The organism is Ruegeria halocynthiae (assembly GCF_900106805.1).
In the GTDB taxonomy this organism is placed as follows: domain Bacteria; phylum Pseudomonadota; class Alphaproteobacteria; order Rhodobacterales; family Rhodobacteraceae; genus Ruegeria; species Ruegeria halocynthiae.
Genome location: NZ_FNNP01000006.1, coordinates 14,941 through 37,945, shown reverse-complemented (window position 1 = coordinate 37,945; position 23,005 = coordinate 14,941). Strand labels below are relative to the sequence as shown.

The window sequence follows — 23,005 nt, the reverse complement described above, 5'->3', positions numbered from 1 at the left end:
GGATCAATGATAGCGCAAAATTGCGTTTTCACAAAGCGTCGAGCGCTAGGTTTCTTGATCCTGTGCCTCACGTTCTGCACGAATTCGGGCTATCGCCTCTCGCAGCAGTGGTACGCGCTTGGGTCTGAAGCTTTCCTCGGACACATCCATGGCTTGCATACGATCCAGCCGGAATACGCGAAAATCCTGTCGCAGGTGACACCAGCTAAGCAAAACACTGGCGCGATCCATGTAAACGATGCTCAGCGGATTAACCCGGCGCCGAGTATCCGCGCCTTTGGCATCTGTATAGGCGAACTCGACCACGCGTTCATCCCATGCTGCTTGGCGCAGATCAGCAACATCAATCGTTGGTATCGCAGGTCGGTTGAACCGCGTGGCTGTCAGAACCGCGTGACTCAACCGGTGTGACTGACGCTGAGGCAACCGTCCCTGAAGCTTTCGCAACGCCTCGCTTGCGGCATCAGACAGCGCCGGGTCTCCGATCAATTGTACCTCGCGCAAACCCAGAACCAACGCTTCAAGCTCGTCATTGGTGAAGCCCAGCGGCGGTAAAGTTGCGTCTTCGATCAGCGTGAAACCAAATCCGGCCTCTCCGTCGATCACGGCCCCCAGACCACGCAAAGCATCGATATCCCGATGTACCGTACGCGGTGAAACGCCCAAATCCTGCGCCAACTGAACCGACGTCCTGGGCGACGGACCAGAGCGCAGGGCTTGCATCAACTGAAACAGGCGAGCGGTACGAGACATGCTGCATATTAGTTTAAACCTAATGTCAGAAACTGTCATTAGCCGAAGGTATCCATCGGACGTCCCAATTTTGGAGTTGATGATGCTGACCCTTCTTACCTTTCCCTCTGCCTTCGGCCTGTTCAGTGCTAGCCCGTTCTGTGTAAAAACAGCGCTGATGCTTCAACGCGCGGGCCAGCAATGGCAGCGGTCCGACATGTTAGACCCCCGCAAGATGCCACACCAGAAACTACCAGTTCTGCGCACGCCCGAGCGTTTGGTTCCCGACAGCGACCTGATCCGCGAGTGGCTGGAAGCACAGGGTGCCGATTTCGATTCCGGCCTGAGTGATCTGCAAAAGGCGCAATCGCGCGCGCTGATCCGCATGGCCGAGGAACATCTGTACTTTCATGTCGTGCAGGACCGCTGGGCAAATGATGACGTCTGGCCAATCCTGCGCGATACGTTCTTCACGGTCATTCCCGCGCTGATCCGCAAGCCGGTTTCAAATTCGATCCGTAAATCCGTTGTCAAAGGGCTGGCTTTTCAAGGTGTTTCCCGGTTCTCACCCGCCGAAAGACAGGACCGGTTGGAGCGCGACCTCGAGGCGATCTCGGCCTATCTTTGGCAATCACCCTATCTGATGGGTGAAAATCCAACCTCGGCGGATATGAGCGTCGGTCCAATGCTGGCCGCCATGCGCGCTACACCATCAGACACCCCCCTGACCCGTCGGATCAAACAGGATAAGCTACTCAACAGCTATATCGACCGAATGGAACAGGCGATCCCACTGTCATGACACCCTTTGAGGACAAAAAAGTCGCCGCAGCTTATGAGGCGCTGCCGGAAGAGACTCGCGCAGGAGCACTAACGCTGCGCGAGCTGATCTTCGAAACTGCAGCTTCAATACCAAGTGCCCAGCCTTTGGAAGAGGCCTTGCGGTGGGGTCAGCCAGCATATTTGGCACCCAAAGGCTCAACAATCCGGTTGGGCGCGCACAAGACGGCTCGGTTTGCTTTGTTCGTGCACTGCCAAAGCCGGTTAATGGGGGAATTTACCTTCGCTTTTCCCGGTGAGGATCAAATCGACGGCAATCGCGCCGTACTGTTCGACACGCCCGATCAGATTGATCCCACACGGCATGGCTGGTTGATTGCGCGTGCGTTAACCTATCACCTCTGACGGCGTTTGCGTTCAACCTTGCGCTTGATTTTGTCTTTCTTGCGCTTGGTACTGACGGCCTTGCGCCGCGATCCGCGTTTGCTGCCCCCCCGTCCGCTCGGCAGGGCCTGATCATCGATGGACAACAACTCCAACTCCAGCCCACCGGTCACCGGTGTCGCCTCGGTCAGGCGCACGGTGACACGATGACCAATGGCAATTATCAGGCCGGTATCCGAGCCCATCAGCGTTCCAGCCTCACGGTCGAAATGAAAGAATTCACGCCCCAGAGACCGCACCGGTACCAGACCGTCCGCGCCGGTCTCGTCCATCTTCACAAAGGCGCCGAACCGGGCGATGCCGCTGATGCGGCCGGTGAACTCATTGCCCACCCGCTCGCTGAGAAAAGCGGCCAGATAGCGATCGGTCGTATCGCGCTCGGCCATCATGGACCGGCGCTCGGTGTCCGAGATATGGGTTGCCGTCTCTTCCAAGCGGCCGATCTCATCCTCGGTCAGCCCATCCTTGCCCCAACCATGTCCCGAGATCAGGGCACGGTGCACGATCAAGTCCGCATAGCGCCGGATAGGTGAGGTAAAGTGGGCATAATTCCGCAGAGCCAGCCCGAAATGGCCAAAATTTTCAGGGTTGTAATAGGCCTGCGTCATGGACCGCAAAGTCGATAGATTGATCAGTTCTGCGTCTTCGGTTCCAGCGGCAGCATTCAACAAAGCATTCAGATGCCGGGTCTGCAGCACCTGCCCCTTGGCCAGATTCAGCCCCGCTGCCTGAGCCGTTTCCCGCAAGCTTTCCAGCTTTTCCGGCGCGGGTTCTTCATGCACGCGGAACAATAGCGGGCGTTGTTTGGCGATTAGCGTTTCGGCGGCTGCGACATTGGCGAGGATCATGAATTCCTCGATCAACTTATGCGCATCCAACCGGTCGCGGAAGGCGACGCTGGCAACCTCTCCGGTATCGCTCAGCACGATCTTGCGTTCAGGCAGATCCAGTTCCAACGGCTGACGTACCGCGCGTGCTTTTTTCAGCGCGGCATAGGCGGCATAGAGCGGTTTCAGAACCGTCTCCAACAGCGGCCCGGTGCGGTCGTTGGGGTTGCCGTCAATGGCCTCTTGCACCTCGCCATAATGCAGCGAGGCGGCAGACCGCATCAGACCACGCACAAAACGGTGGTCAATCTTGTTGCCTTCAGCATCAATCTGCATCTGAACGGCGATACAGGCCCGGGGGACACCCTCGTGCAACGAACACAGGTCGCCTGACAAACGATCCGGCAGCATCGGTACCACGCGGTCAGGGAAGTAGCTGGAATTGCCACGTTTGCGCGCCTCACGATCCAGTGCTGTACCGGGCTGAACATAGGCGGCAACATCAGCAATGGCGACCCAGATCACGTAGCCACCCTTGTTTTTGGGGTCGTCGTCTTCGTGTGCGTAACACGCGTCATCGTGGTCGCGCGCGTCCGACGGGTCGATGGTCACCAAGGGCATGTCCCGCAAATCCTCGCGCCCTTTCAACCCAACGGGTTTGGCTGCGTCGGCCTCTTCGATCACCTTGTCCGGGAAATCATCCGGGATACCGTGCTGATGAATGGCGATCAACGAGACGGCCTTGGGTGCCGACGGATCGCCCAGTCGTTCGACGATACGCGCACGCGGAAGACCCATGCGGTTCTTGGGGCCGGCTTGTTCCGCCTCGACCAGTTCACCATCCTTCGCGCCGTGAACCGCTCCGTCAGAAACCAGCCACTCGTTCTGGCCGGCCTTGTCGATTGGTACAATCCGGCCACCTTCTGCGCTTTTCCGGAAGATACCGACAATCTTACGCGGGTTGGTTCCGATGCGACGGATCAGCCGGGCCTCGTAGTTGTGGTCTTCTTCGTGGACCACTGTCAGGCGCGCCAGAATGCGGTCGCCTTCGCCCAAAGCCGGATCACTGGCCCGGGCAACGATCAGAACGATGGGTTCAACACCTTCGCCATGCCATTCCAATGGACGCGCGAACAGATCGCCATCCGCGTTGGGCGCCTTCACCTGCAACACGCTGACCGGCGGCAACCGGTCGGGATCGCGATAGCTGCGATTGCGTTTTTCCAGATGCCCTTCGACCTCAAGCTCTTTCAGGATACGCTTCAGATCAATCCGATCCGCACCCTTGATGCCAAAAGCTTTGGCAATATCGCGTTTCGATGTGAGGGTGGGGTTCGCCGAGATCCAGTCGAGGACCTCTTGCTTCGTCGGAATGCGTGTCATGGGTTTGGCCTAGCACGAGGATACGACCGCGTCATGACCAAAAAAGCGGCACATCGGATCAGCCGTGCAGATCGGCCACGGTATCGACGTCACGCAGATGATCCAGCAACGCCACCCGACACCCGGCGGCCGAAGTCAGCGTGTCAGCTAACGCGTACTCTGTCGACCAGCGCACGTCTTTGAACAGCCCCGGCGGCAAAGCACCATAGCGCTGAGCGCCAACCAACCAATAGCCACCGTCAGGGGCTGGCCCGAACACCAATTCAGCCCGACCCAACGCACCAAAAGCCCGGGCAATGTGACCGCGTGTGATCCCCGGAATATCCGCGCCGATCAAGCAAACTGGCCCTTTGAGGGCTCCGCGCAGCCTCCGCCCCATGCGATCGCCCAGATCGCCGCGACCCTGTGCCACACGCGGCAGGTCAAGTGGCCAGACACGGCTGTTCATCCCTTCCTGATCCGGAGAGACCGCCAGCACAATCCGCCAGCGTGGGTCGCGAAGGCGCCGGATCAGAGATCGCGTTTGATGCCGAAACCACCAGGCCGCGCCGATCATGCCGATGTCGCGACCCAGGCGGGTCTTGACCCGCCCCGGGCGCGGTTCCTTCACCATGATCACCAGCGTTTTATGCATGAATCAGGCAAAATAGTCCGTCAGAATACGCGTATATATCATCTTGAGCTGTTGGATTTGCGCAACCTCAACACATTCATCAACCTGATGCATCGTCCGCCCAACCAGACCAAATTCAACCACCGGGCAGTGGCTCTTGATGAACCGGGCATCCGAGGTGCCCCCAGTCGTTGACAACCCGGGGCATACACCTGTTTCCGCCTCGACGGCCTGTGCGACCAGATCAGACAGCGGGCCGGGCGGTGTCAGAAAGCTCTCGCCCGAGATCTTGATCCTGATTTCGATATCAACACCAAACGCCTCGGCAACCGCGTCTGCCTCGGATTTCAACCAGTCGCTCAGGCTGGTTCCGGAATGCAGGTCATTGAACCGGATGTTTACTGTCCCGGTGCACTGCGCCGGGATGACATTCGTCGCCGGGTTTCCAGCGTCAATCGTAACCACTGCCAGGGTCGAGGCATCAAAATGATCGGACCCCTGATCCAGTTCGTGACTGGCCAGTCTATCCATCAGACGCACCATTGCTGGCAATGGATTTTTTGCCCGATGCGGATAGGCAGAATGGCCCTGCACCCCAGTCACGGTGAACCAGGCTGTCATTGAACCGCGGCGCCCTATCTTGATCATCTCGCCCATCGTATTCGGGCAGGTCGGCTCTCCCACCAGACACTCCGACATCCGCTCCTGCGTCGCGTCCATGTGATCCAGCAGAGCAACCGTTCCATCCAGCGCGTCGCCTTCTTCATCACCTGTGATGGTCAGGATTACTGCCCCGTCGGGAGGCGTGTCGCGCACAAAGTCAATGGCCGCAGCAACAAAGGCTGCCACACCCGATTTCATATCCGTCGCGCCCCGGCCATACATCACCCCATCGCGGATTTCAGCGCCGAAGGGCAACGTTGTCCAGGCGGCCTCGTCCCCTACCGGAACAACATCCGTGTGGCCGTTGAAGCCAAAGCTGCGGGTGTGCCCTTTCTGACCCCAGCGGGCGAATAGGTTGCTGACGTCACCGCGATCCACGCGGGTGCACTCAAAGCCGGCATCCGCCAACTCCCGTTGCAGCAAAACCAGCGCTCCGCCTTCCACGGGTGTGACCGATGGGCAACGGATCAGATTAGCAGTAAGCTCAACTGGATCGGTCATGACGGGCCTCTTGTTCTGATGAATGCCGGTGTTCGCGCACAGATTCAACGAATTGCCCGGCTTGCCAACCCCGAATAGTCAGTTTTCCAACCCAAATCCCAAAACCTGCCGTTTTAGCGCCCCCACAAAACATGAGCATTGACCTAGCGGCTGCCTTGCCGCGCCACCCTGAATTGCGTTAGAGCGCCGCGAAACAGGTGATTCCAAATGAAGCGTGCCTTCTTCGCATTGATCTGCCTGACTTTCGCGACTCTCGCGCTACAAAGCCAGGCACAGTCCCTCACGGTGACGACTGTGACCCGCCCTCCGTTCTCGTTCATCGAGGACGGGGCCCAGACCGGATTCTCGATGGATCTGCTGGCGGCACTGTCTGAATCGCTGGGTTGGGAGTATTCGGTCAACCGGGTCGAGAGTTTCGGCGATATGCTGGGGGCCGTTCAGGACGGCTCGGCCGATTTGGCCATCGCGAATATCTCGATCACCGCCATGCGCGAAACCCGCATGGACTTCACCCAACCCATCTTTGAAGCCGGGTTGCAGATCATGGTTCCGTCTGAGGCGGCGCGCCAACCGTCTTTGCTGCATGCGCTACTGTCGCGTGAGCTGTTCATCGCTATCGGCCTTGCTTTTGCCATTCTATTGGGTGGCGGGATGCTGATGTGGGGTTTCGAGAAACGCGCGCAACCCTATTTCGACCGGAATCTGAACGAGGCATGGTTTCCCTCGTTCTGGTGGGCCCTCAATCTGGTGGTCAACGGTGGATTTGAAGAGCGGATGCCCCGTACGCCGTTTGGGCGCATTCTGGGCGTTGTGCTGGTGGTTTCTTCGCTGTTCATCGTATCGGTGTTTACGGCCCGGATCACATCGGTGATGACGGTAGATGCAATTACCGGCAGTGTGAATTCGGTCAATGACCTCTATGGCAAGCAGGTCGGAACCATATCTGACTCAACAGCGGCGAACTTTCTGAACCGGCGCGAGGTCGAATTCACGGGTTATAGCGACCTGCAAAACATGCTGACGGCGTTCACCGACAAAGAACTGGATGCGGTTGTATTCGACGCCCCTATTCTGTCCTATTTTGCCGCCCACGAAGGGCGCAGAATTGCATCTATGACCGGCGGCGTTTTCCTGCGTGAGAACTACGGGATCGCATTTCCGACCGGATCGCCGCTGGTCGAAGATGTCAATCAGGCGCTGCTTTCCCTGCGCGAAGACGGCACTTATGACGAAATCTACCGCAAATGGTTCGGAGCGCGGAACTAAAGCGTTTTCTCGTCGCCGAAAAATGGCGTCATCTGTGCGACAATCACTGCATTTTCATCCAGCGCCCGCTGCATCAAAGCCCTCTCATCGGGGTCGATCTCGTGTCCCTGCGCCTCACGTTCGGCCAGTGTACCGTATCCGGTGACATCAAGCGGCGCAGTATCGGCCTGCTTCAGAATGGCCACGGTTTCGCGCACAGCTTCGGCCTCATCTACACCGCTGGCAAAACACATCAGCGCCGCCCCGGTCGCGCCTTCGGGCAGGCCGTCGCCATCCTTGCGGCCGATCTGCACAAGCAGCGTATAGACTTGCTGACGAGAGGGTTTCTTTTGTTTTTCCATAGCGCGGGCCTTAGCGACGCGTCGGGGTTTGGTCAAGGCCGAGGCCGCAGTCTTGATGGAAATCTACAAGCCTGCGGCAAAGCCTGACAAACCCGGCCCTGCACAATTTGTTCGCTTTACGTTCCCCTCCGATATACACTTCTGCCTGACCGGCCCAAGGAACACATCATGCCAGAACAACAGGTTCAGTTTCAGCGTTTCAAAGATCTTCATACCAAAAAAGGCGCCTTTGTGGTTCCAAACCCTTGGGACGCAGGCTCTGCCCGCCTACTTCAGAGTTTGGGGTTCGACGCCCTTGCAACTACCAGCGCGGGATACGCGTTCTCGAAGGGTAAAAGAGATTCGTTTGCGGCGCTTGGCCGGGATGAGATTCTTGAAAATGCGATTGAAATCGTCGCAGCCACCGATCTTCCGGTTTCCGCTGATCTTGAAGACGGTTTTGGAAAGGCCCCGGACATCTGTGCACAAACCATTCGCATGGCAAGCCGAACCGGTCTGATCGGCGGATCGATCGAAGACGCCACCGGAGACCCGGACGCGCCCATTTATGATCTCTCTCTTGCAACTGAACGCATTCAGGCCGCGACGGAGGCTGCAAAAGACCTGCCGTTCCTTTTGACCGCAAGAGCCGAAAACTATTTGTCGGGCCGGCCCGATCTGACCGACACGATCAAGCGCCTACAGGCCTTTTCAGAAGCCGGGGCCGACGTACTCTATGCCCCGGGACTGCCTGACATCGAGGCGATCCGAACCGTCTGCGCTGAAGTCGACAAACCTGTAAACGTAGTGATGGGGCTTACCGGTCCGCTCTATACTGTGTCTGAATTGTCAGAGGCGGGGGTATGCCGCATCAGCGTTGGTGGATCATTTGCCCGCGCAGCGTTGGGCGCATTGAAGCGCGCTGCGGAAGAAGTCAAAGCACATGGTAGCTTTGACTATTCCATAGACGCAATGCCCGGTTCCGAGATCAGCAGTCTGATGGCTCAGGAAAAATGCAGTGGCCGGGAATGATGTTTCCACCTGCGGTCAAAGGCACTGCCGAACGGTGATGCCATAAAAAAGGGCCGCAAGCTCGCCTTGCAGCCCTGATCGTTGGGTTTGTTTGTTGTGCTCAGTCTCGCAGCAGCTCGTTGATCCCGGTTTTCGAGCGGGTCTTTTCATCGACGCGCTTGACGATCACGGCACAGTACAGGCTGACATTGTTCTTCGACGGCATCGAGCCAGCGACAACAACCGAATATGGCGGCACTTCGCCATAGGTGACTTCGCCGGTTTCACGGTCGACGATCTTGGTCGACTTGCCAATGAACACGCCCATCCCCAGAACCGAGCCTTCGCGGACGATACAGCCTTCGACCACTTCGGAACGGGCACCGATAAAACAGTTGTCCTCGATGATAGTGGGCCCGGCCTGCATGGGCTCCAGAACTCCGCCGATGCCGACGCCGCCTGACAGGTGCACGTTCTTGCCGATCTGCGCGCAAGAGCCGACTGTGGCCCAGGTGTCAACCATGGTGCCCTCTTCCACATGGGCGCCGAGGTTCACGAATGACGGCATCAACACCACGCCCGGCGCGATGTAGGCCGATTTGCGAACCACACAGTTTGGCACAGCGCGAAAGCCCGCGGCGCGCCATTGGTTCTCACCCCAACCCGCGAACTTGCTGTCCACCTTGTCCCACCAGCCACCGGCCTGCGGGCCGCCATTCTGGATTTCCATGTCCTTGATGCGAAAGCCCAGCAGAACCGCTTTCTTGGCCCATTGGTTCACGTGCCAGTCGCCGCTTTCCAGCTTTTCCGCAACCCGCAGCGAACCACTGTCCAATGCGTTTAGCGTATCCTCGATCGCTTCACGCTGTTCGCCTGTGGTCGCGGGGGTGATGGTGTCACGTGCCTCCCAGGCGGCTTCGATGGCGGCTTCCAGTTGCGCATTGGACATGGGGCGTCTCCCTAGAGAATCTGTTCACGTTGGTTTGGCCTATACGCAAGCTAGGCCCACGGCGCAATGCGACGCAGGCATCCCTGTTTGCGTCAACCTTCGGCTACGGCGCCAAGGGCTGCAAACATGTCTTGGTCATTTTGTGTGCCCGCATTGGGTGCGGTCAGCAAAACATCTCCGTAAAAAACCGAGTTTGCACCGGCCAGAAAGCACAACGCCTGCTCTGCGGTCGAAAAGTCCGATCGGCCCGCCGATAAGCGCACTCTTGTTTCCGGCATAGTGATCCGGGCGGTCGCAACCATGCGCACCAGATCAAATATGCTCACCTTGTCACGATGTTCCAGAGGTGTGCCTTTTATCGGGACCAACGCATTGATCGGAACGCTTTCAGGGTGCGGGTCGAAATTTGCCAGCACTTGCAGCAGCGCAGCGCGATCCCTCAGGCTTTCGCCCATGCCGATGATGCCTCCACAGCACAGATCGATGCCTTCATCGCGGCAATAACCAAGAGTTTCCAATCGATCCTGATAGGTGCGTGTCCCGATTATCTCACTGTAGAATTCCGGCGAGGTATCGAGGTTGTGATTATAGGCCGTCAACCCTGCTTCGGCCAGCCGTTGGGCCTGATGCGGCTTGAGCATACCCAATGTCACGCAGGCTTCCATGCCAAGATTGCGCACGCCCCGGATCATTTCCAGAACGTTGTTGAACTCTTCCCCATCTCGCACCTGACGCCACGCGGCCCCCATGCAGAACCGCGCCGCCCCCGCATCTCTGGCCCGTTTTGCAAGTGAAACGACGTGCCCGGGATTCATCAGTTTTTCCCTGGTCAGTTCCACTTCACGATGATGTGCAGACTGAGGGCAATAGGCACAATCCTCCGGGCAACTGCCGGTTTTGATCGACAAGAGGCTGGCCTTCTGGATGTCGCTCGGATCGTGATGCATCCTGTGGATGCTGTTTGCCCGGCCTACCAGATCCAACAAGGGAAGGCGCAACAGCGCCTCCACCTCGTCTACGGTCCAGTCACTGCGGATGTCTTGTCCAGTATCAAGCATCCATTTCCGCCCCGCGGATTTTCTGTGTCAGGCCTTCGGGCAATCCGATCACCACAACCGCGGCCAGTGCGATCTTGACAAGATCACCAACGATGAACGGGCTGAAACCATAAGCCAGAACCTTGTCTGCGGGTACAAACTGCGCCAACCATCCCAGGCCCAGCGCATAAACAACCGCAAGGCCGGACAGCATGGCAGGGATCAAAAGCAGTTTGCGCAGATTGTCCGCCGCCCAGCCGACAATGATCGAGGCGACCACGAATCCCAGCAGATACCCCCCCGTGCCGCCCAACATATAGGCCAGCCCGATGCCTTTTTCCGGCGTCCCGGCAAACACTGGCAAGCCCACGGCCCCGGCGACCATATAGCCAATCACCGTTGCAGACCCGAGGCGCATCCCAAAGACCGCTGCAATCGCCATGATGGCCGCGACCTGCAGGGTCATTGGCACAGGCCAGAACGGTACTTGAACCTTTGCGCTGGCAGTCAGCAATAGAATGCCCATTACGACACGGATGATCTGTCCCGCAGGACTAAGCGCGCCAGTGGCAGGCAAGGCGGATTGCAGCATGGGTTTCATATTATTTCCTTTTTATAGATAATTATTTCTTGATTCATCACTTAGCATCATTTTTATCTATTAAAAATCAAGTGAAATTTTTGGCGCCATGAAAATTGTTTTGAGCAGACCGGAAAAGGGTTAGCTTGCGCGACGAATATGGCGCACCAGAATCGATGTCGCCGCCGACACATCTTTGCTTTTTAGCGCCTGAATTATTGCTGCGTGATCCGTATCAATCCGCTGCACCCATTTTGGCCGCCAATGCGCAAACAGATGGCGTGCACTGGCGATATGCAGATCATCAATCGTATGCAGCAGACGCGGTAACCTGCACGGCGTCAGGATGGCTCGGTGAAAGATTCTATTCCGCGCCTCCCATTGCGGCATGTTGTCAGCCTCATCGCAGGCCATTCGCGCCTGGTCAGCCGCTTTCAGAGCAGCCGGCGTCATGTTTTGCACCGAATGCTGCAATGCCAGCGTTTCGAGTGCGACACGCATTTCGATCACTTCACGCACCTCGGCAGGGTCAAGCGCGGTCACGCGCATACCCTTTCGTGGTTCACTTATTGCCAGACCATGTGCTTCGAGACGCAGCAATGCCTCACGTACTGGTACATGGCTGGTTTCGAAAGCGCGTGCGATATGGTCCTGACGCAGCTTCTCACCAGCAATCAAATCGCCGGTGATGATTTGCTGGCTCAAGGTCTGATAAATTGTGTCGGCAATTGTCGCAGTCATAGATTATAGATAAAATTCAAAATTCGTTTCTACAAGCGGCTAATTCAACCGATCAGCGGATCCGGCGCAATATTCCCGCCACAGATCAGGACCGCGACCCGCTCATCAGGCTCGGGCTGATAAGCACCCGAAATCAGCGCAGCCAATGCAGCAGCCCCGGCTGGTTCCACAAGAATGCGGTGGGTTTGCCACAGCAATTTCTGGGCCTGTGCGATCGCCTCATCGAGGACCAGTACCGAAGTCATTCCCTGCGCCAAGCCAAAACAAATCTCTCCAATGCGACGTGCGCCCAAAGCATTCGCCGCAATCCCCGAGACTGAGACATCTATTGGCTCACCCGCTGCCAACGCAGCGTTCAGCGCGCAGGAGGTTTCCGGCTCAACAGCGACAACTTTGCGCGCACCTTGAAACCAGGCCAGGGCTCCTGCAATCAGGCCGCCGCCACCGACGGCGACCAGAACGGTATCCGCTTGTAAACCCTGCGCATCCCACTCGGCGAAGCACGTTCCTTGCCCGGCGACGGTTGCGGGCGCGTCATAGGCGTGGATTTGCATTGCACCAGATTCAACCTCATGCGACTGCGCCATGGTCAGGGCATTGGCATATTCACCCGGTACCACGCTCAAATCGGCACCGATCCTTTCGATCAGCGCAATCTTGGACGACCCTGCAAGCTCGGGCACGAAAATCTTGGCTGGGTGGCCCAATGCCTGCGCCGCATAGGCTGCGGCCGCACCATGGTTTCCACCCGATGCCGCCACCACGCCTGCGGCAGTTACATCCATGCTGAGCAAGGTGTTGAACGCGCCGCGCGCCTTGAAACTGCCCGTGTGCTGCATATGCTCCAGCTTCAGCTCAATCGGATATCCAAGCGCGTGGCTCTGCATCACCGGGGTGACTTGTGCATGTCCGGCAATGCGATCCCGCGCTGCCAATATTTCACTCTTCCAATCCATTCTTGTCTTTCCGTGACTGGCACTCTGCCTGCGAACCCTATAGCTGTTTGGAAAACACGCAAGCCGGGAACCCCGTTTATGAGAGAAGACCGCCTCAGCCCCTTTCGCGACGCACAAACTGACCGCTCGACCGCAAGCGAAGTGCCGGACACGCCGCAAACGCGCTCTCCGGCCTATCGCCTTGCCTTTGCTGATGATGATTTCCTGTGCCGGGATGAGCTGCGCCCAGTTCGACTACAACTGGAGCTGCTAAAACCCGAGATGATCATGACCGAGCGCGAGATCACTTCGACCGTCGTCATGTTCGGGGGTGCACGCATTCCGGAGCCTTCACAGAAACATAAGGCGCGGACCGAGACCCTGGCCGGGCTGTCGAAATACTACGATGAGGCGCGCGAGTTTGCGCGTCTGATGACCGAGAAATCTAACCAGACAGGCTGCCGCGAAAACGTGATCGTCACCGGTGGCGGCCCAGGAGTGATGGAAGCTGGGAATCGTGGCGCGCAGGATGCGGGCGGTTGCTCGATCGGCCTGAACATCGTGCTGCCACACGAACAGGCCCCGAACCTGTATGTGACGCCTGATCTCAGTTTCAACTTTCACTATTTCGCCATCCGCAAGATGCACTTCCTGATGCGCGCGCGGGCCATCACCATCTTTCCCGGTGGCTTCGGCACGATGGATGAGCTGTTTGAATCCCTGACCCTGATCCAAACCGGACGGATGGAGCGCGTACCCTTCCTTCTGTTCGGGCGTGCGTTCTGGGAGAAAGTCATCAACTGGGAGGCGCTGGCTGATGCGGGCACAATCTCGGACGAAGATTTGGACCTGTTCCGCTTTGTCGACACCGCACAGGAGGCGGTTGAGATCATCGAGAACTGGGAACCCGCACCGCCGCGCGACGAAATCCCGGGACGCTAAGTGATGACGGAGCCCAAAACTGGCGAGATGCTTCACCTGCGCGGGAACGCTCTGGACAAAGGCGATCCAGTAGCTCTGCCTCTGACCCAGAGCAGCATGTTCCACCTACCGGGCGCGCCAGACGGACACGCCAGCTATGGCCGGGTCGACAATCCGACTTGGGCGCATCTGGAGCACGTCTTGTCGCATCTCGAAAATGCGCCGTGCCTCAGCTTTCCGTCCGGTATGGGTGCGATTTCGGCTGCGTTGTTCGCGACGGTCAAAGCGGGGTCCCGTCTGCTGATCCTGTCCGACGGGTATTATGTGACCCGCCTTCTGGCAGACCGGTTCCTGTCAAATCTGGGCGTATCGGTCGTTGAACGCCCAACCACAGCCTTCGCGGATGGCGGCTTTGACGGTTTCGATGTGGTGTTTCTGGAAAGCCCGTCCAATCCCGGCCTGGACATGCTTGATCTGCCCGCAATCGCAGGGGCTGTTCGTGAGGCCGGTGGCATCACCATCGCAGACAACACCACGATGACGCCATTGGGCCAACGTCCGCTGGATCTTGGCGTCGATGTGGTGGTGAGTTCGGATACGAAGGCAATGGGCGGGCATTCGGACATGCTGATGGGTCACGTCGCCAGCCGCGATACCGCGATCATGGAACGGATCGAGGAATGGCGCCGCGTATCTGGTGCAATACCGGGTCCACATGAGGCATGGTTGCTGCATCGCGGCCTGGAAACGCTGGACGTGCGGTTTGATCGGATGTGCAGCTCGGCACAGGTTCTGGCCGAGCGGCTGGCAACGCATCCGGCCGTGAAGCACATCCGCTATCCTGGTCTGCCCGGTGATCCATCGCACGCATTGGCCGCAGCACAGACTGAACGTTTCGGGTTTCTGCTGACAATCACGCTGGAGACTGAGGCCAAAGCTGAACAGTTTATCAACGCCTGCCCTCTGCTGCGCCCCGCCACATCCTTCGGCGGCGTCCACAGCTCAGCCGAGCGGCGCGCACGCTGGGGCGACGCGGTTGATCCGGCCTTCATTCGCCTGTCCGTCGGGTGCGAACCGGTTGATGAGCTATGGCAGGCGATCGAAGCCAGCCTGAACGCTCTATGATTTCTTCTTGGGCGCGCGCAGCTCGGTGAATACATAGATCGGCAGCACGATGCTGGCGATCAATGCGCCTAACCAAACCAGCAATGTCGCGGCCAGCAGGTTGGAAATTCCGCCAACCGTCAACCCTGCGGTGATCAGATCGGTCGCCAGCAGACCCACGAAGGTGACGATCAACGCGATCCCGCCTTTCAGCGCCGGGGCCTTCTTCTCGCCCAGCTTCAGGATCAGCGGCTCGGCCACGACCTGAACCAGCGTGAAGACTATCACCACAACGATGAACGAGATCGGTTTGATCGCGAAGCCCGCCAGCAGCAGCGCCGCTAGCAACAACCCGATTGCATTCCCGGCCAACAAAGCAAGGGCGGACTTTATTCTGCGCGACATGGACAATCTCCGGCAATCAACACTTCGAAACATGCAGATATTAGCAGGACAAATGAGTTTTACGAGGCAATTCGGCCTTTAAGAAATTTTGACCTGTTGAAATCGCATGATAAAATACCTTCATCAAGGCCAGACCACACCCTACATTGATGAGAGGCAAGATGAGCGACGATCCTTATTCCGTTCTTGGCGTCGCCAAAGACTCCAGCGATGCCGAGATCAAGAAGGCCTACCGGAAGATTGCCAAGGAGTGTCACCCGGACCTCAAGCCTGGCGATGCCGAGGCCGAAGCCAAGTTCAAAGCTGCTGCCGCCGCTTATGACCTTCTGAAAGACCCGGAAACGCGCAAACGCTATGACAATGGCGAAATCGATGCCTCGGGTCAGGAACGCCCGCAGCAGCAATACTATCGCGACTATGCCGAAGCGGCAGGGAACCCCTATCGCGGGCACTCGACCGAGCAGGATGACATGTCCGACATCTTTGCCGAGTTCATGCGCGGGCGGGGTGGATATGGCCAGCGAACGCAGGAATTCCACGCGCCGGGCCACAACCTGAATTATTCACTACAGATAAGTTTTCTGGATGCTGTTTTTGGCGCCAGCCAAAAACTGACCCTGCCGGATGGCAACCGGATCGAAGTGAAGATACCGGCGGGCATCACCACTGGACAGACCATACGACTGCGCGGCAAAGGGGCTCCGGGATATGGCGAAGGTCCTACAGGCGATGCGCTGGTCACCATCTCGGTTGCGGATCATCCGGTGTTTGATCGTCAGGGCGATGACATCCACATCACGTTACCCATCTCCATTGATGAGGCCGTATTGGGCGGCAAAGTTCCGGCACCTACCATCGACGGCGGCGTAAATGTCAGCGTCCCGGCTGGCACCAGCAGCGGCAAGACCCTGCGCCTGCGTGGCAAAGGCGTCAAGAAACGTGGCGCATCCGAACGGGGCGATCAGTTGATCGAGCTGACCGTCACGATGCCAGACAAGGTAGATGATGAGTTGAAGCAATTCATGGAGACGTGGCGCGAAACCCACAGCTATGATCCGCGCAAAGGAATGCCGTCATGAGCCGCACATTGACTGAAGCCGAACTGATCGAAGCCATCGCCCGCCTGACCTCGGATCGACTGACCGAATATCTTGCCGCCGAGATTGTGATCCCCGAGCAATCGAACCAAGGTCTGCGATATCAGCGCATCGACGTAGCACGACTGGAACTGGCCTGCGAACTGCATGACCAATACGATATGGAAGCTGACGCGCTGTCGATGATGATCTCTCTGATCGACCAGATGCACGGACTGCGCGCCGAACTGCGCGAAGTTCTAAACGCTGTGGAGAAGCAACCAGAACCTGTCCGCCAGCAACTGATCGAAGTCATCGGCACAGCGCGGTTCAGTCGCAGGTAACGGGGTTTTGGGCCTTGGGGATTTGGCGTAAAAGGCGCTCTTGATCCTCTGCCCGGTAGCCTCATGACCCAGTCCAGATCCGAATTGCTGATGCCTGCGGGCAATCTGCGCAAGTTGAAACTCGCTATCCTTTATGGGGCCGACGCCGTTTATCTGGGCACGCCCGATATGTCACTGCGCACAAAGTCCGAGTTTTCACTGGAAGAGGTGATCGAAGGGGTCGAGTTCTGCCACCAACATGGCCGTCGTGCGTATCTGACGCTGAACCTATTTTCGCATAACAAAGACATCCCGAAACTGGATGAATACATCGACACGGTGCGCAAGGTGCAGCCCGACGGGCTGATCATCGCTGATCCCGGCGTGTTCCAATACGTCCACGAACGGGCGCCTGAACTGCCGCTTCATATCTCAACCCAGGCCAATATCTGCTCGTGGCTATCAGTGAAGTTCTGGCAGGATCAGGGGGCCGAGCTTGTAGTCCTGGCTCGTGAGGTTTCCTACCCCGAATTGGTGGAAATTCGCGAGAAATGCCCTGACATCAAACTAGAAGCATTTGTGCACGGTGCTATGTGCATGACCTATTCGGGCCGTTGTCTGCTGTCGAATTTCATGGCCGAGCGTGGGGCGAACCAAGGCAACTGTGCCAACTCCTGTCGCTGGAATTATGGCGTGAAATTGCGCCTCAAGGACGGCACACATCAGGAACTACGCATCACCGAGGAAAACGCTGATCTATTCGAATTCCTGCTGGAAGAAGGCTGCCGCCCGGGCGATCTGATGCCAATCGAAGAAGATGATCGCGGTTCCTACATCCTCAATTCTCGCGACCTTTGCATCATGCCAAAGCTGGATGAATACCTGAAGATCGGCGTCGACAGTCTGAAGGTCGAAGGTCGCGGTAAATCGGAATACTATGCCGCCATCGTCGCACGGGCGTATCGTATGGCGATTGATGACTACCACGCCGACCCCGAGAACTGGAACCCCAAGCCCTATATGCGTGAACTCGAAACCGTGGGGAACCGGGGCTATACGCTGGCCTTCCACGAAGGGCGGCTGACCAATTATGCACATGATTACGAGCACACGGCCGCCACCGCGCAGTGGGAATACGCGGGGATCGTCACCGAAGTGACCGGGGATGCCTTTCTGGTCGAGGTGAAAAACAAGCTGGAACCGGGGGATGTGTTGGATTTCGTCTCTCCGATTTCGCGCGATACAGTCCTGCTGCGGGTCTATGATTTCGAACGCGCCCATGACGGCGTGCGGCTGGATGTGGTGCATGGCAGTACCAAAACCATAATCCGCCTGCCCTTCACCCTGTTCGATCACGAGGATACCGACGATCTGCGCGCCCGGTTCCCGGTCTACTCGGTCCTGCGCAAAGAACGCGCCCTGACCGACGAACACTGGAGCCGCATTCGGTTCGACAAGCTGGTACAGGGGCTGGAAACTTCGGGCCGTGACAACGCCAATGCTTATGCGCGTCGCCGCGATGAACTGGTTGAGAAAATCGGCGAAGACGGCAACGAACGCCGCTTCAAGACCAACCGCATCGGCACCGAGGGCTGTTGCGGCAAAGGATGCAACGGTTGCTTGATCTTCTGGCAGGACGACAAATATGCCCTCGCCCGCGATGTTCTGTCCAAACGCAAGCAGGGTGAACAGCTCAGCCGCCGCGAAGCCACCGAACTGACATTGCCAGCAAGCTGACGGTCAGTTCTCGACGCGATACTCTTCAGGCACGTAGAAGGTATAGTCCCGATCCGCGACGGCTTCATGGCAAACATGGCAATATTCAACCTCGGACGCGCGGAAACCCATTGTGTCGCCAAACAGCGAGCCGTCCGGCATCACCATGATATAGCGCCAATCGGCGGTGTCAGGATTGCTGCCTGCGGGTAGCTTCTCCATCACGAACAGGGCACCGGGATGGACATTGCCTTCGTCGGTGACGGTCATGCTGTCTTTGGCCAGAACCGAACCCACAGGCAAAACCTCGCCCTCCTGCAGGGTTCCGTAATTATGCGCCATACGGTTGGCGTAGCTGTTGACATAGCGCTGCCCATGGGTGGCCGAAATATAGGGCGCATCGTTGAACAGCGGCCACGCCTGATAGTTCATAAGCAGGTCCAACTGAGCTGCTGCGTACCCTCGCTCCATGCGGCGGGACAGAGATCTGTAGTGGCTTTGAGCATCCTCTTTGGACAGATTCGCCGGATTTTCTATTGCAAGATGAGCGTCTTGATCGATGCTTTGCGCGAACCCCGCAACCGAGACGAGCCCGAATACCGTGATACCCGCCATGATCCCACCAACATGCAAGTGCCTTTTAATCATTCTGTGGCCTCCCTGAGTGATCAGTTCGCCGAAATGCCGCTGTAAATTGAAAAAAATAATAGCGGTCCTAAATGGTGTTGCCAGCACCACCCCGATAATCTCACCACCTTGTGTATGCCGGTGAGGTCCCCAAACCAGAGCGGGCGTTCATCAAACATAACAAATTTTGAATGCTGAAACAGCAATCAATTCATTAAGTTTCTCGCGATGGCGGCTTACTTGTCGAACCTAACGGTTCAGGCCAGCCTCGGCCTCAATCTGTTTGCGCGATTTCCGGGCACGCTCGGTGGCCGATTTCAACTGCCCACAGGCTGCCATGATATCCTCGCCCCGCGTCTTGCGGATAGGAGACGCATAGCCAGCGTTATAAATGATATTCGCAAAGGCGCGGATGCGGTTGTTGGAACTGCGCTTATACGGCGCGCCGGGCCATTCGTTGAACGGGATCAAGTTGATCTTGGCCGGGATGTTGTGGCGTTTGATGTGTTCGATCAGTCGGTGCGCATCCTCATCGCGGTCGTTCACACCATCCAGCATCACGTATTCAAACGTGATCCGTTCTGAATTCGAAACTTTGGGATAGCTGGCCAGCGCTTGCAACAGCTCTTCGATATTCCACCGTTTATTGATCGGCACCAACACGTCGCGCACCTCATCGGTCGTCGCGTGGAACGAGATTGCCAGCAGGCAGCCGATCTCCTCAGCCGTGCGTGCAATCTCGGGCACTACTCCTGAAGTCGAAAGAGTGATGCGACGACGAGACAAAGAAATCCCTTCGGGGTCCATGGCGATCTTCATCGCGTCACGGACGTTTTCGAAGTTGTAAAGCGGCTCGCCCATCCCCATCAGTACGATGTTCGACAAAAGGCGCGTTTCGTCCTTGGGAGCGCCCGGAGTCGGCCATTCATCAAGGTCATCGCGCGCCATCATGACCTGCCCGACAATCTCGGCCGCGGTCAGATTGCGCACTAGTTTCTGCGTACCCGTGTGACAGAAGGAACAAGTCAGCGTACAACCCACCTGAGACGAGATACACAGCGTGCCGCGATCCTCTTCGGGGATGTACACCACCTCAACCTCGTGCCCACCTGCGATACGACACAGATACTTGCGGGTGCCGTCCTCGGACACCTGGCGGGTCACAACCTCGGGAATTTCAACCACAAAGTTCTCGGCCAGTTGCGCCCGGTAGGGCTTGGCCAGATTTGTCATCTCAGCAAAGTCGCGCACGCCCCATTGGTAAATCCACTGCCAGATCTGGCCGGTGCGCATCTTGGCCTGCTTCTCGGGTGTGCCGTGTTCAATAAGCGCTTCGCGCAGTTGATCGCGGGTCAAACCAACAAGGTTCACCTTCCCCTCGGGCAGCTTGCGGGGGATGGTCATGACGTCTTGAGTGATCGGCGCGTTGGGCGACATGTGTCTATCTCAGTGGATTCTGGCTTGGGATGCGCCTCTATATAGGAACGCGGGCAAAGATCAAAAGAAATCGTGTTTCAGTTTGCGTAGCGCAACAGTTCATCAACACGAGCCCGGCCAAGATCAACGCGGCAGGCCGTAATGGCGATGCCGGTGCCTGATCCTCCGCCGAACGAAGCACCCACCGCTTCGCACTGCGCATCGCGATAGGCTATCCAAGTGTTTTGCGAGGTCTGCAGCGCGGGCGTGGCTACAACGCGACTGGTGACGTCATCCAGTTCTTTCGCAGCGCCAAGTGCAAGGGAATAGCTGGATTCAATCGCGGCGCTTACGCGCGTTTCCATGTCCGAAACACAAGACCCAATCTCCACCTGCGATCCGGCGTCGATACACTCCATTGTTGGGTCCGCGACTGCAGATATTGGAAATAGTAGTAAAACAAACGTCCATCGCATCAATCAGTCCTCCAGACAGAGCCATCTGTCTAACACAGATCAAAACGCGCGCCCAATCAAGTCGGGCCGCCAAGGAAGAAACCCCAACGGCCCGGCAACTTCAGTTTACGGCTGGTGGGATATAGCAATCCTCTGCATCCAGGGTTTTTACTGGATCTTCTGGACCACATTGCTCGCCGGTGACCGGATAGGTTTCCGACCCCTTCTCACAGCCCGCGAGAATCACCGCAGACGCCACTAAAAGTGCGGACAGGTATTTATTTGAGTTCATTGCCAACTCCTTGATTTGTTCTGAACCGATTAGTTCAGAAATCTAAGGAATTGGCTTTGACACGGATCAAAAAAACATTTCGACGTCGGGTAAATTACCGACAAACACAAAAACCAGCCCAAACGTAGAAAATCCCGCCGGAAAGCGGGGTTTCGTGATCCGATCAGCTTGTGGCTTAATTCGTGCAGCGCTTTTCGGCGTCTTCAATCGCAGCCGTAAAGCCCAGCAACGAGAATGTATCCTTGGTCTGCGTGCCACGTTCCGAGCGTGCGGTCAGCACTGCCTCGGTTCCGCGTTTCATGGCTGTGACTATCTTGGTGTCGTCCGAGGCCGTTGCAGGCCATGCCCATTCACCATCGGTGAACAGTTCAAACTCACTGCCATCAACAACCAGATTGACGGTCGACCCAGGGGCAAACGGATAGCCGCCGGTAAAGGTCACCTGGCCTTTGACCTCGGCGTTCGGGCGATAGAACACAAACAACAGAATATCGCTGCGCCGCACGGAAACCACCCGTCCACCGCGTGTGTTTACCGTCTCCTTCGGGGCAGAAACGCTCCAACATTCGGTCGGGTCTTCTTCGACAAACACGCTCCAATCGGTCTTTGCCGCGACGCGATTTGTACTGGTCGCCTGTTGAGCGATTGCCGCAGTCGCCATTCCTGCCACGCACAGGCCCGCGATTACGCGGACGAGCTTTAATCCCATCTGTCCAGCCTCCTAGCCCGACCTAATACCTCATACCCATCGGAAATGCGTGCGAACTCTGCCAGTTCGTCTGTTAGTTGCGTATTCCGATGATTGTCGACATACACACACTAACGCAGGTTTCGCCACAGGCGAAAGGGCGATTGGCAGATTTTTGCGCATGAATTATGGGGTGGACATGACACAAGCCGTACCAATGACAGAACTCTGGCGCGGATCACTGTTGGAAAGCCTGCATTTTGGCCATGCTGTGATCTGTGACGATAGCGGTCAAATCGTGCTCAATTGGGGTGATCCGAACGCGGTAATCTATCCCCGATCCTCGGCCAAGATGATCCAAGCCCTGCCATTGATCACATCGGGCGCGGCTGCGAAATATGGTCTGAACTCTGAACATCTGGCACTGGCCTGCGCCTCGCACAACGGCGCACATATCCATACTGACCGCGTGTCAGCGTGGCTGGACCACCTTGGCCTGTCCGAACCTGATCTGCGTTGTGGCCCGCAGGAACCTCAGGACATGGCGGCGCGCGACGGGCTGATCCTGGCAGACGACACACCTTGCCAAATTCACAACAACTGCTCAGGCAAACATTGCGGCTTTCTGACCGTTGCTCAGCATATGGGTGCAGGGCCCGAATACCTTGAGATTGATCATCCGGTTCAGCAGGCCAGTCTTTCCGCAATCGAAGAAACCACAAGAGAGACCAGCCCAACTTACGGAATAGATGGCTGCTCGGCCCCGAATTTTGCGACGTCGCTGGTGGGGCTTGCGCGATCAATGGCATGGTTTGCCTCAGCCGCAGATCGATCAGACCGCGCCAGCGAAGCGGCGGTGCAGCTCACAGCTGCGATGATGGCGCACCCAGAACTTGTTGCAGGTGAAACCCGCGCCTGTACCGAGCTGATGCGGGCGATGAACGGGCGCGTCGCCATAAAGACAGGGGCCGAGGCGGTTTTTGTTGCCATCATCCCTGAAAGACGGATGGGCGTTGCGCTGAAAATCACTGATGGCACAACGCGGGCCAGCGAATGTGCGATAGCAGCGATACTGGTGAGCCTAGGTGTGCTGGAGGCCGATCACCCGGCCACCCGCAAATTCATGAACGCCACACAATACAGCCGTCGCGGGCTGGAATGTGGCATTGTCAAACCAGCCCCGGGATTCCCCGACTAAGG

26 protein-coding genes are annotated in these 23,005 nt (G+C 57.4%); 10 read left to right on the top strand and 16 right to left on the bottom strand.

The features are described from left to right. Window positions 1–45: 45 nt before the first annotated feature. Window positions 46–753, bottom strand: a complete 708-nt coding sequence (locus tag BLU89_RS14890) for a helix-turn-helix transcriptional regulator (RefSeq protein ID WP_074737642.1) — start codon at window positions 751–753, stop codon at window positions 46–48. A gap of 82 nt (window positions 754–835) precedes the next feature. Between BLU89_RS14890 and BLU89_RS14885 the strand changes: the two genes are divergently transcribed. Together BLU89_RS14885 and BLU89_RS14880 are read left to right on the top strand one after the other, a co-directional pair. After that, window positions 836–1,534, top strand: coding sequence for a glutathione S-transferase family protein (locus tag BLU89_RS14885; RefSeq protein WP_074737777.1), 699 nt, complete (start codon window positions 836–838; stop codon window positions 1,532–1,534). Continuing rightward, window positions 1,531–1,917: a DUF1801 domain-containing protein gene (locus BLU89_RS14880; protein WP_074737641.1), complete on the top strand. Its 387-nt coding sequence runs from the start codon at window positions 1,531–1,533 to the stop codon at window positions 1,915–1,917. The genes BLU89_RS14885 and BLU89_RS14880 overlap by 4 nt, the downstream gene beginning before the upstream one ends. Here the strand turns inward: BLU89_RS14880 and rnr are convergent. From rnr to dapE, 3 genes are read right to left on the bottom strand one after another with little or no spacing between them, the layout of a single operon-like run. Next, window positions 1,908–4,166 (bottom strand): ribonuclease R, encoded by a 2,259-nt coding sequence (gene rnr, locus BLU89_RS14875; RefSeq protein WP_074737640.1) that lies wholly within the window; start codon window positions 4,164–4,166, stop codon window positions 1,908–1,910. The genes BLU89_RS14880 and rnr overlap by 10 nt on opposite strands. A 58-nt stretch (window positions 4,167–4,224) precedes the next feature. Beyond that, complete coding sequence (locus BLU89_RS14870) at window positions 4,225–4,800, bottom strand: TIGR04282 family arsenosugar biosynthesis glycosyltransferase (protein WP_074737639.1); 576 nt, start codon at window positions 4,798–4,800, stop codon at window positions 4,225–4,227. 3 nt (window positions 4,801–4,803) lie between these two features. Beyond that, a complete protein-coding gene (dapE, locus tag BLU89_RS14865; protein ID WP_074737638.1) occupies window positions 4,804–5,943 on the bottom strand; it encodes a succinyl-diaminopimelate desuccinylase in 1,140 nt (379 codons plus the stop codon). Window positions 5,944–6,150: 207 nt separating this feature from the next. Between dapE and BLU89_RS14860 the strand changes: the two genes are divergently transcribed. Then, a complete protein-coding gene (locus BLU89_RS14860; protein ID WP_074737637.1) occupies window positions 6,151–7,209 on the top strand; it encodes a transporter substrate-binding domain-containing protein in 1,059 nt (352 codons plus the stop codon). On the opposite strand, the gene BLU89_RS14855 is transcribed toward BLU89_RS14860, so the two are convergent. Then, the gene (locus BLU89_RS14855; RefSeq protein ID WP_074737636.1) at window positions 7,206–7,550 is read right to left on the bottom strand and encodes a hypothetical protein; all 345 of its coding nucleotides are present in this window, start codon (window positions 7,548–7,550) and stop codon (window positions 7,206–7,208) included. The two genes, BLU89_RS14860 and BLU89_RS14855, sit on opposite strands and share 4 nt — an antisense overlap. Before the next feature lie 168 nt (window positions 7,551–7,718). Between BLU89_RS14855 and BLU89_RS14850 the strand changes: the two genes are divergently transcribed. After that, window positions 7,719–8,561 (top strand): isocitrate lyase/PEP mutase family protein, encoded by an 843-nt coding sequence (locus BLU89_RS14850; protein ID WP_074737635.1) that lies wholly within the window; start codon window positions 7,719–7,721, stop codon window positions 8,559–8,561. A 100-nt stretch (window positions 8,562–8,661) separates the two neighbouring features. Here the strand turns inward: BLU89_RS14850 and dapD are convergent, their stop codons facing one another. The 5 genes from dapD to BLU89_RS14825 form a co-directional block, all read right to left on the bottom strand. Continuing rightward, the gene (dapD, locus tag BLU89_RS14845; RefSeq protein WP_074737634.1) at window positions 8,662–9,489 is read right to left on the bottom strand and encodes a 2,3,4,5-tetrahydropyridine-2,6-dicarboxylate N-succinyltransferase; all 828 of its coding nucleotides are present in this window, start codon (window positions 9,487–9,489) and stop codon (window positions 8,662–8,664) included. A gap of 92 nt (window positions 9,490–9,581) precedes the next feature. Continuing rightward, window positions 9,582–10,547, bottom strand: a complete 966-nt coding sequence (bioB, locus tag BLU89_RS14840) for a biotin synthase BioB (RefSeq protein ID WP_074737633.1) — start codon at window positions 10,545–10,547, stop codon at window positions 9,582–9,584. Then, window positions 10,540–11,127 carry a biotin transporter BioY gene (locus BLU89_RS14835; protein ID WP_074737632.1) on the bottom strand — a complete coding sequence of 196 codons (588 nt, stop codon included), beginning with the start codon at window positions 11,125–11,127 and terminating at the stop codon, window positions 10,540–10,542. Before BLU89_RS14835 ends, bioB begins: the two co-directional genes overlap by 8 nt. Before the next feature lie 120 nt (window positions 11,128–11,247). Next, entirely contained in the window at window positions 11,248–11,847 is a 600-nt protein-coding gene (locus tag BLU89_RS14830) for a GntR family transcriptional regulator (RefSeq protein WP_074737631.1), read from the bottom strand. A gap of 44 nt (window positions 11,848–11,891) precedes the next feature. Continuing rightward, entirely contained in the window at window positions 11,892–12,803 is a 912-nt protein-coding gene (locus BLU89_RS14825; RefSeq protein ID WP_074737630.1) for a threonine/serine dehydratase, read from the bottom strand. 78 nt (window positions 12,804–12,881) lie between these two features. Between BLU89_RS14825 and BLU89_RS14820 the strand changes: the two genes are divergently transcribed. Beyond that, on the top strand, window positions 12,882–13,724 hold the full coding sequence (locus tag BLU89_RS14820) for an LOG family protein (RefSeq protein WP_074737629.1): 843 nt from the start codon (window positions 12,882–12,884) through the stop codon (window positions 13,722–13,724). A gap of 3 nt (window positions 13,725–13,727) precedes the next feature. After that, window positions 13,728–14,828, top strand: coding sequence for a cystathionine gamma-lyase (locus BLU89_RS14815; protein WP_074737628.1), 1,101 nt, complete (start codon window positions 13,728–13,730; stop codon window positions 14,826–14,828). Here BLU89_RS14815 and BLU89_RS14810 read toward each other — a convergent pair. After that, window positions 14,823–15,212 (bottom strand): hypothetical protein, encoded by a 390-nt coding sequence (locus BLU89_RS14810; RefSeq protein ID WP_074737627.1) that lies wholly within the window; start codon window positions 15,210–15,212, stop codon window positions 14,823–14,825. The two genes, BLU89_RS14815 and BLU89_RS14810, sit on opposite strands and share 6 nt — an antisense overlap. Before the next feature lie 161 nt (window positions 15,213–15,373). On the opposite strand from BLU89_RS14810, the gene BLU89_RS14805 reads away from it, so the two are divergent. The 3 genes from BLU89_RS14805 (at window position 15,374) to BLU89_RS14795 (ending at window position 18,348) form a co-directional block, all read left to right on the top strand. After that, window positions 15,374–16,291: a DnaJ C-terminal domain-containing protein gene (locus BLU89_RS14805; protein ID WP_074737626.1), complete on the top strand. Its 918-nt coding sequence runs from the start codon at window positions 15,374–15,376 to the stop codon at window positions 16,289–16,291. Next, window positions 16,288–16,632 (top strand): hypothetical protein, encoded by a 345-nt coding sequence (locus tag BLU89_RS14800; protein ID WP_074737625.1) that lies wholly within the window; start codon window positions 16,288–16,290, stop codon window positions 16,630–16,632. Before BLU89_RS14805 ends, BLU89_RS14800 begins: the two co-directional genes overlap by 4 nt. A 63-nt stretch (window positions 16,633–16,695) precedes the next feature. Further along, entirely contained in the window at window positions 16,696–18,348 is a 1,653-nt protein-coding gene (locus BLU89_RS14795; protein ID WP_074737624.1) for a U32 family peptidase, read from the top strand. A gap of 3 nt (window positions 18,349–18,351) precedes the next feature. Here BLU89_RS14795 and BLU89_RS14790 read toward each other — a convergent pair whose 3' ends face one another. The 5 genes from BLU89_RS14790 to BLU89_RS14775 all read right to left on the bottom strand — a co-directional run bounded on the left by BLU89_RS14790 (window position 18,352) and on the right by BLU89_RS14775 (window position 21,826). After that, complete coding sequence (locus tag BLU89_RS14790) at window positions 18,352–18,975, bottom strand: cytochrome P460 family protein (RefSeq protein ID WP_074737623.1); 624 nt, start codon at window positions 18,973–18,975, stop codon at window positions 18,352–18,354. A 228-nt stretch (window positions 18,976–19,203) separates the two neighbouring features. Continuing rightward, window positions 19,204–20,391 carry a dual-specificity RNA methyltransferase RlmN gene (gene rlmN / locus BLU89_RS14785; RefSeq protein WP_074737622.1) on the bottom strand — a complete coding sequence of 396 codons (1,188 nt, stop codon included), beginning with the start codon at window positions 20,389–20,391 and terminating at the stop codon, window positions 19,204–19,206. 77 nt (window positions 20,392–20,468) lie between these two features. Continuing rightward, on the bottom strand, window positions 20,469–20,789 hold the full coding sequence (locus tag BLU89_RS14780; RefSeq protein ID WP_083347769.1) for a lysozyme inhibitor LprI family protein: 321 nt from the start codon (window positions 20,787–20,789) through the stop codon (window positions 20,469–20,471). A 157-nt stretch (window positions 20,790–20,946) separates the two neighbouring features. Next, window positions 20,947–21,117, bottom strand: a complete 171-nt coding sequence (locus BLU89_RS21575; RefSeq protein ID WP_176797713.1) for a hypothetical protein — start codon at window positions 21,115–21,117, stop codon at window positions 20,947–20,949. Between the two features lie 175 nt (window positions 21,118–21,292). Next, window positions 21,293–21,826, bottom strand: a complete 534-nt coding sequence (locus BLU89_RS14775) for an invasion associated locus B family protein (RefSeq protein WP_074737620.1) — start codon at window positions 21,824–21,826, stop codon at window positions 21,293–21,295. A gap of 178 nt (window positions 21,827–22,004) precedes the next feature. Here BLU89_RS14775 and BLU89_RS14770 point away from each other — a divergent pair, with 178 nt between their 5' ends. Then, entirely contained in the window at window positions 22,005–23,003 is a 999-nt protein-coding gene (locus BLU89_RS14770; RefSeq protein WP_074737776.1) for an asparaginase, read from the top strand. Window positions 23,004–23,005 lie beyond the last annotated feature (2 nt).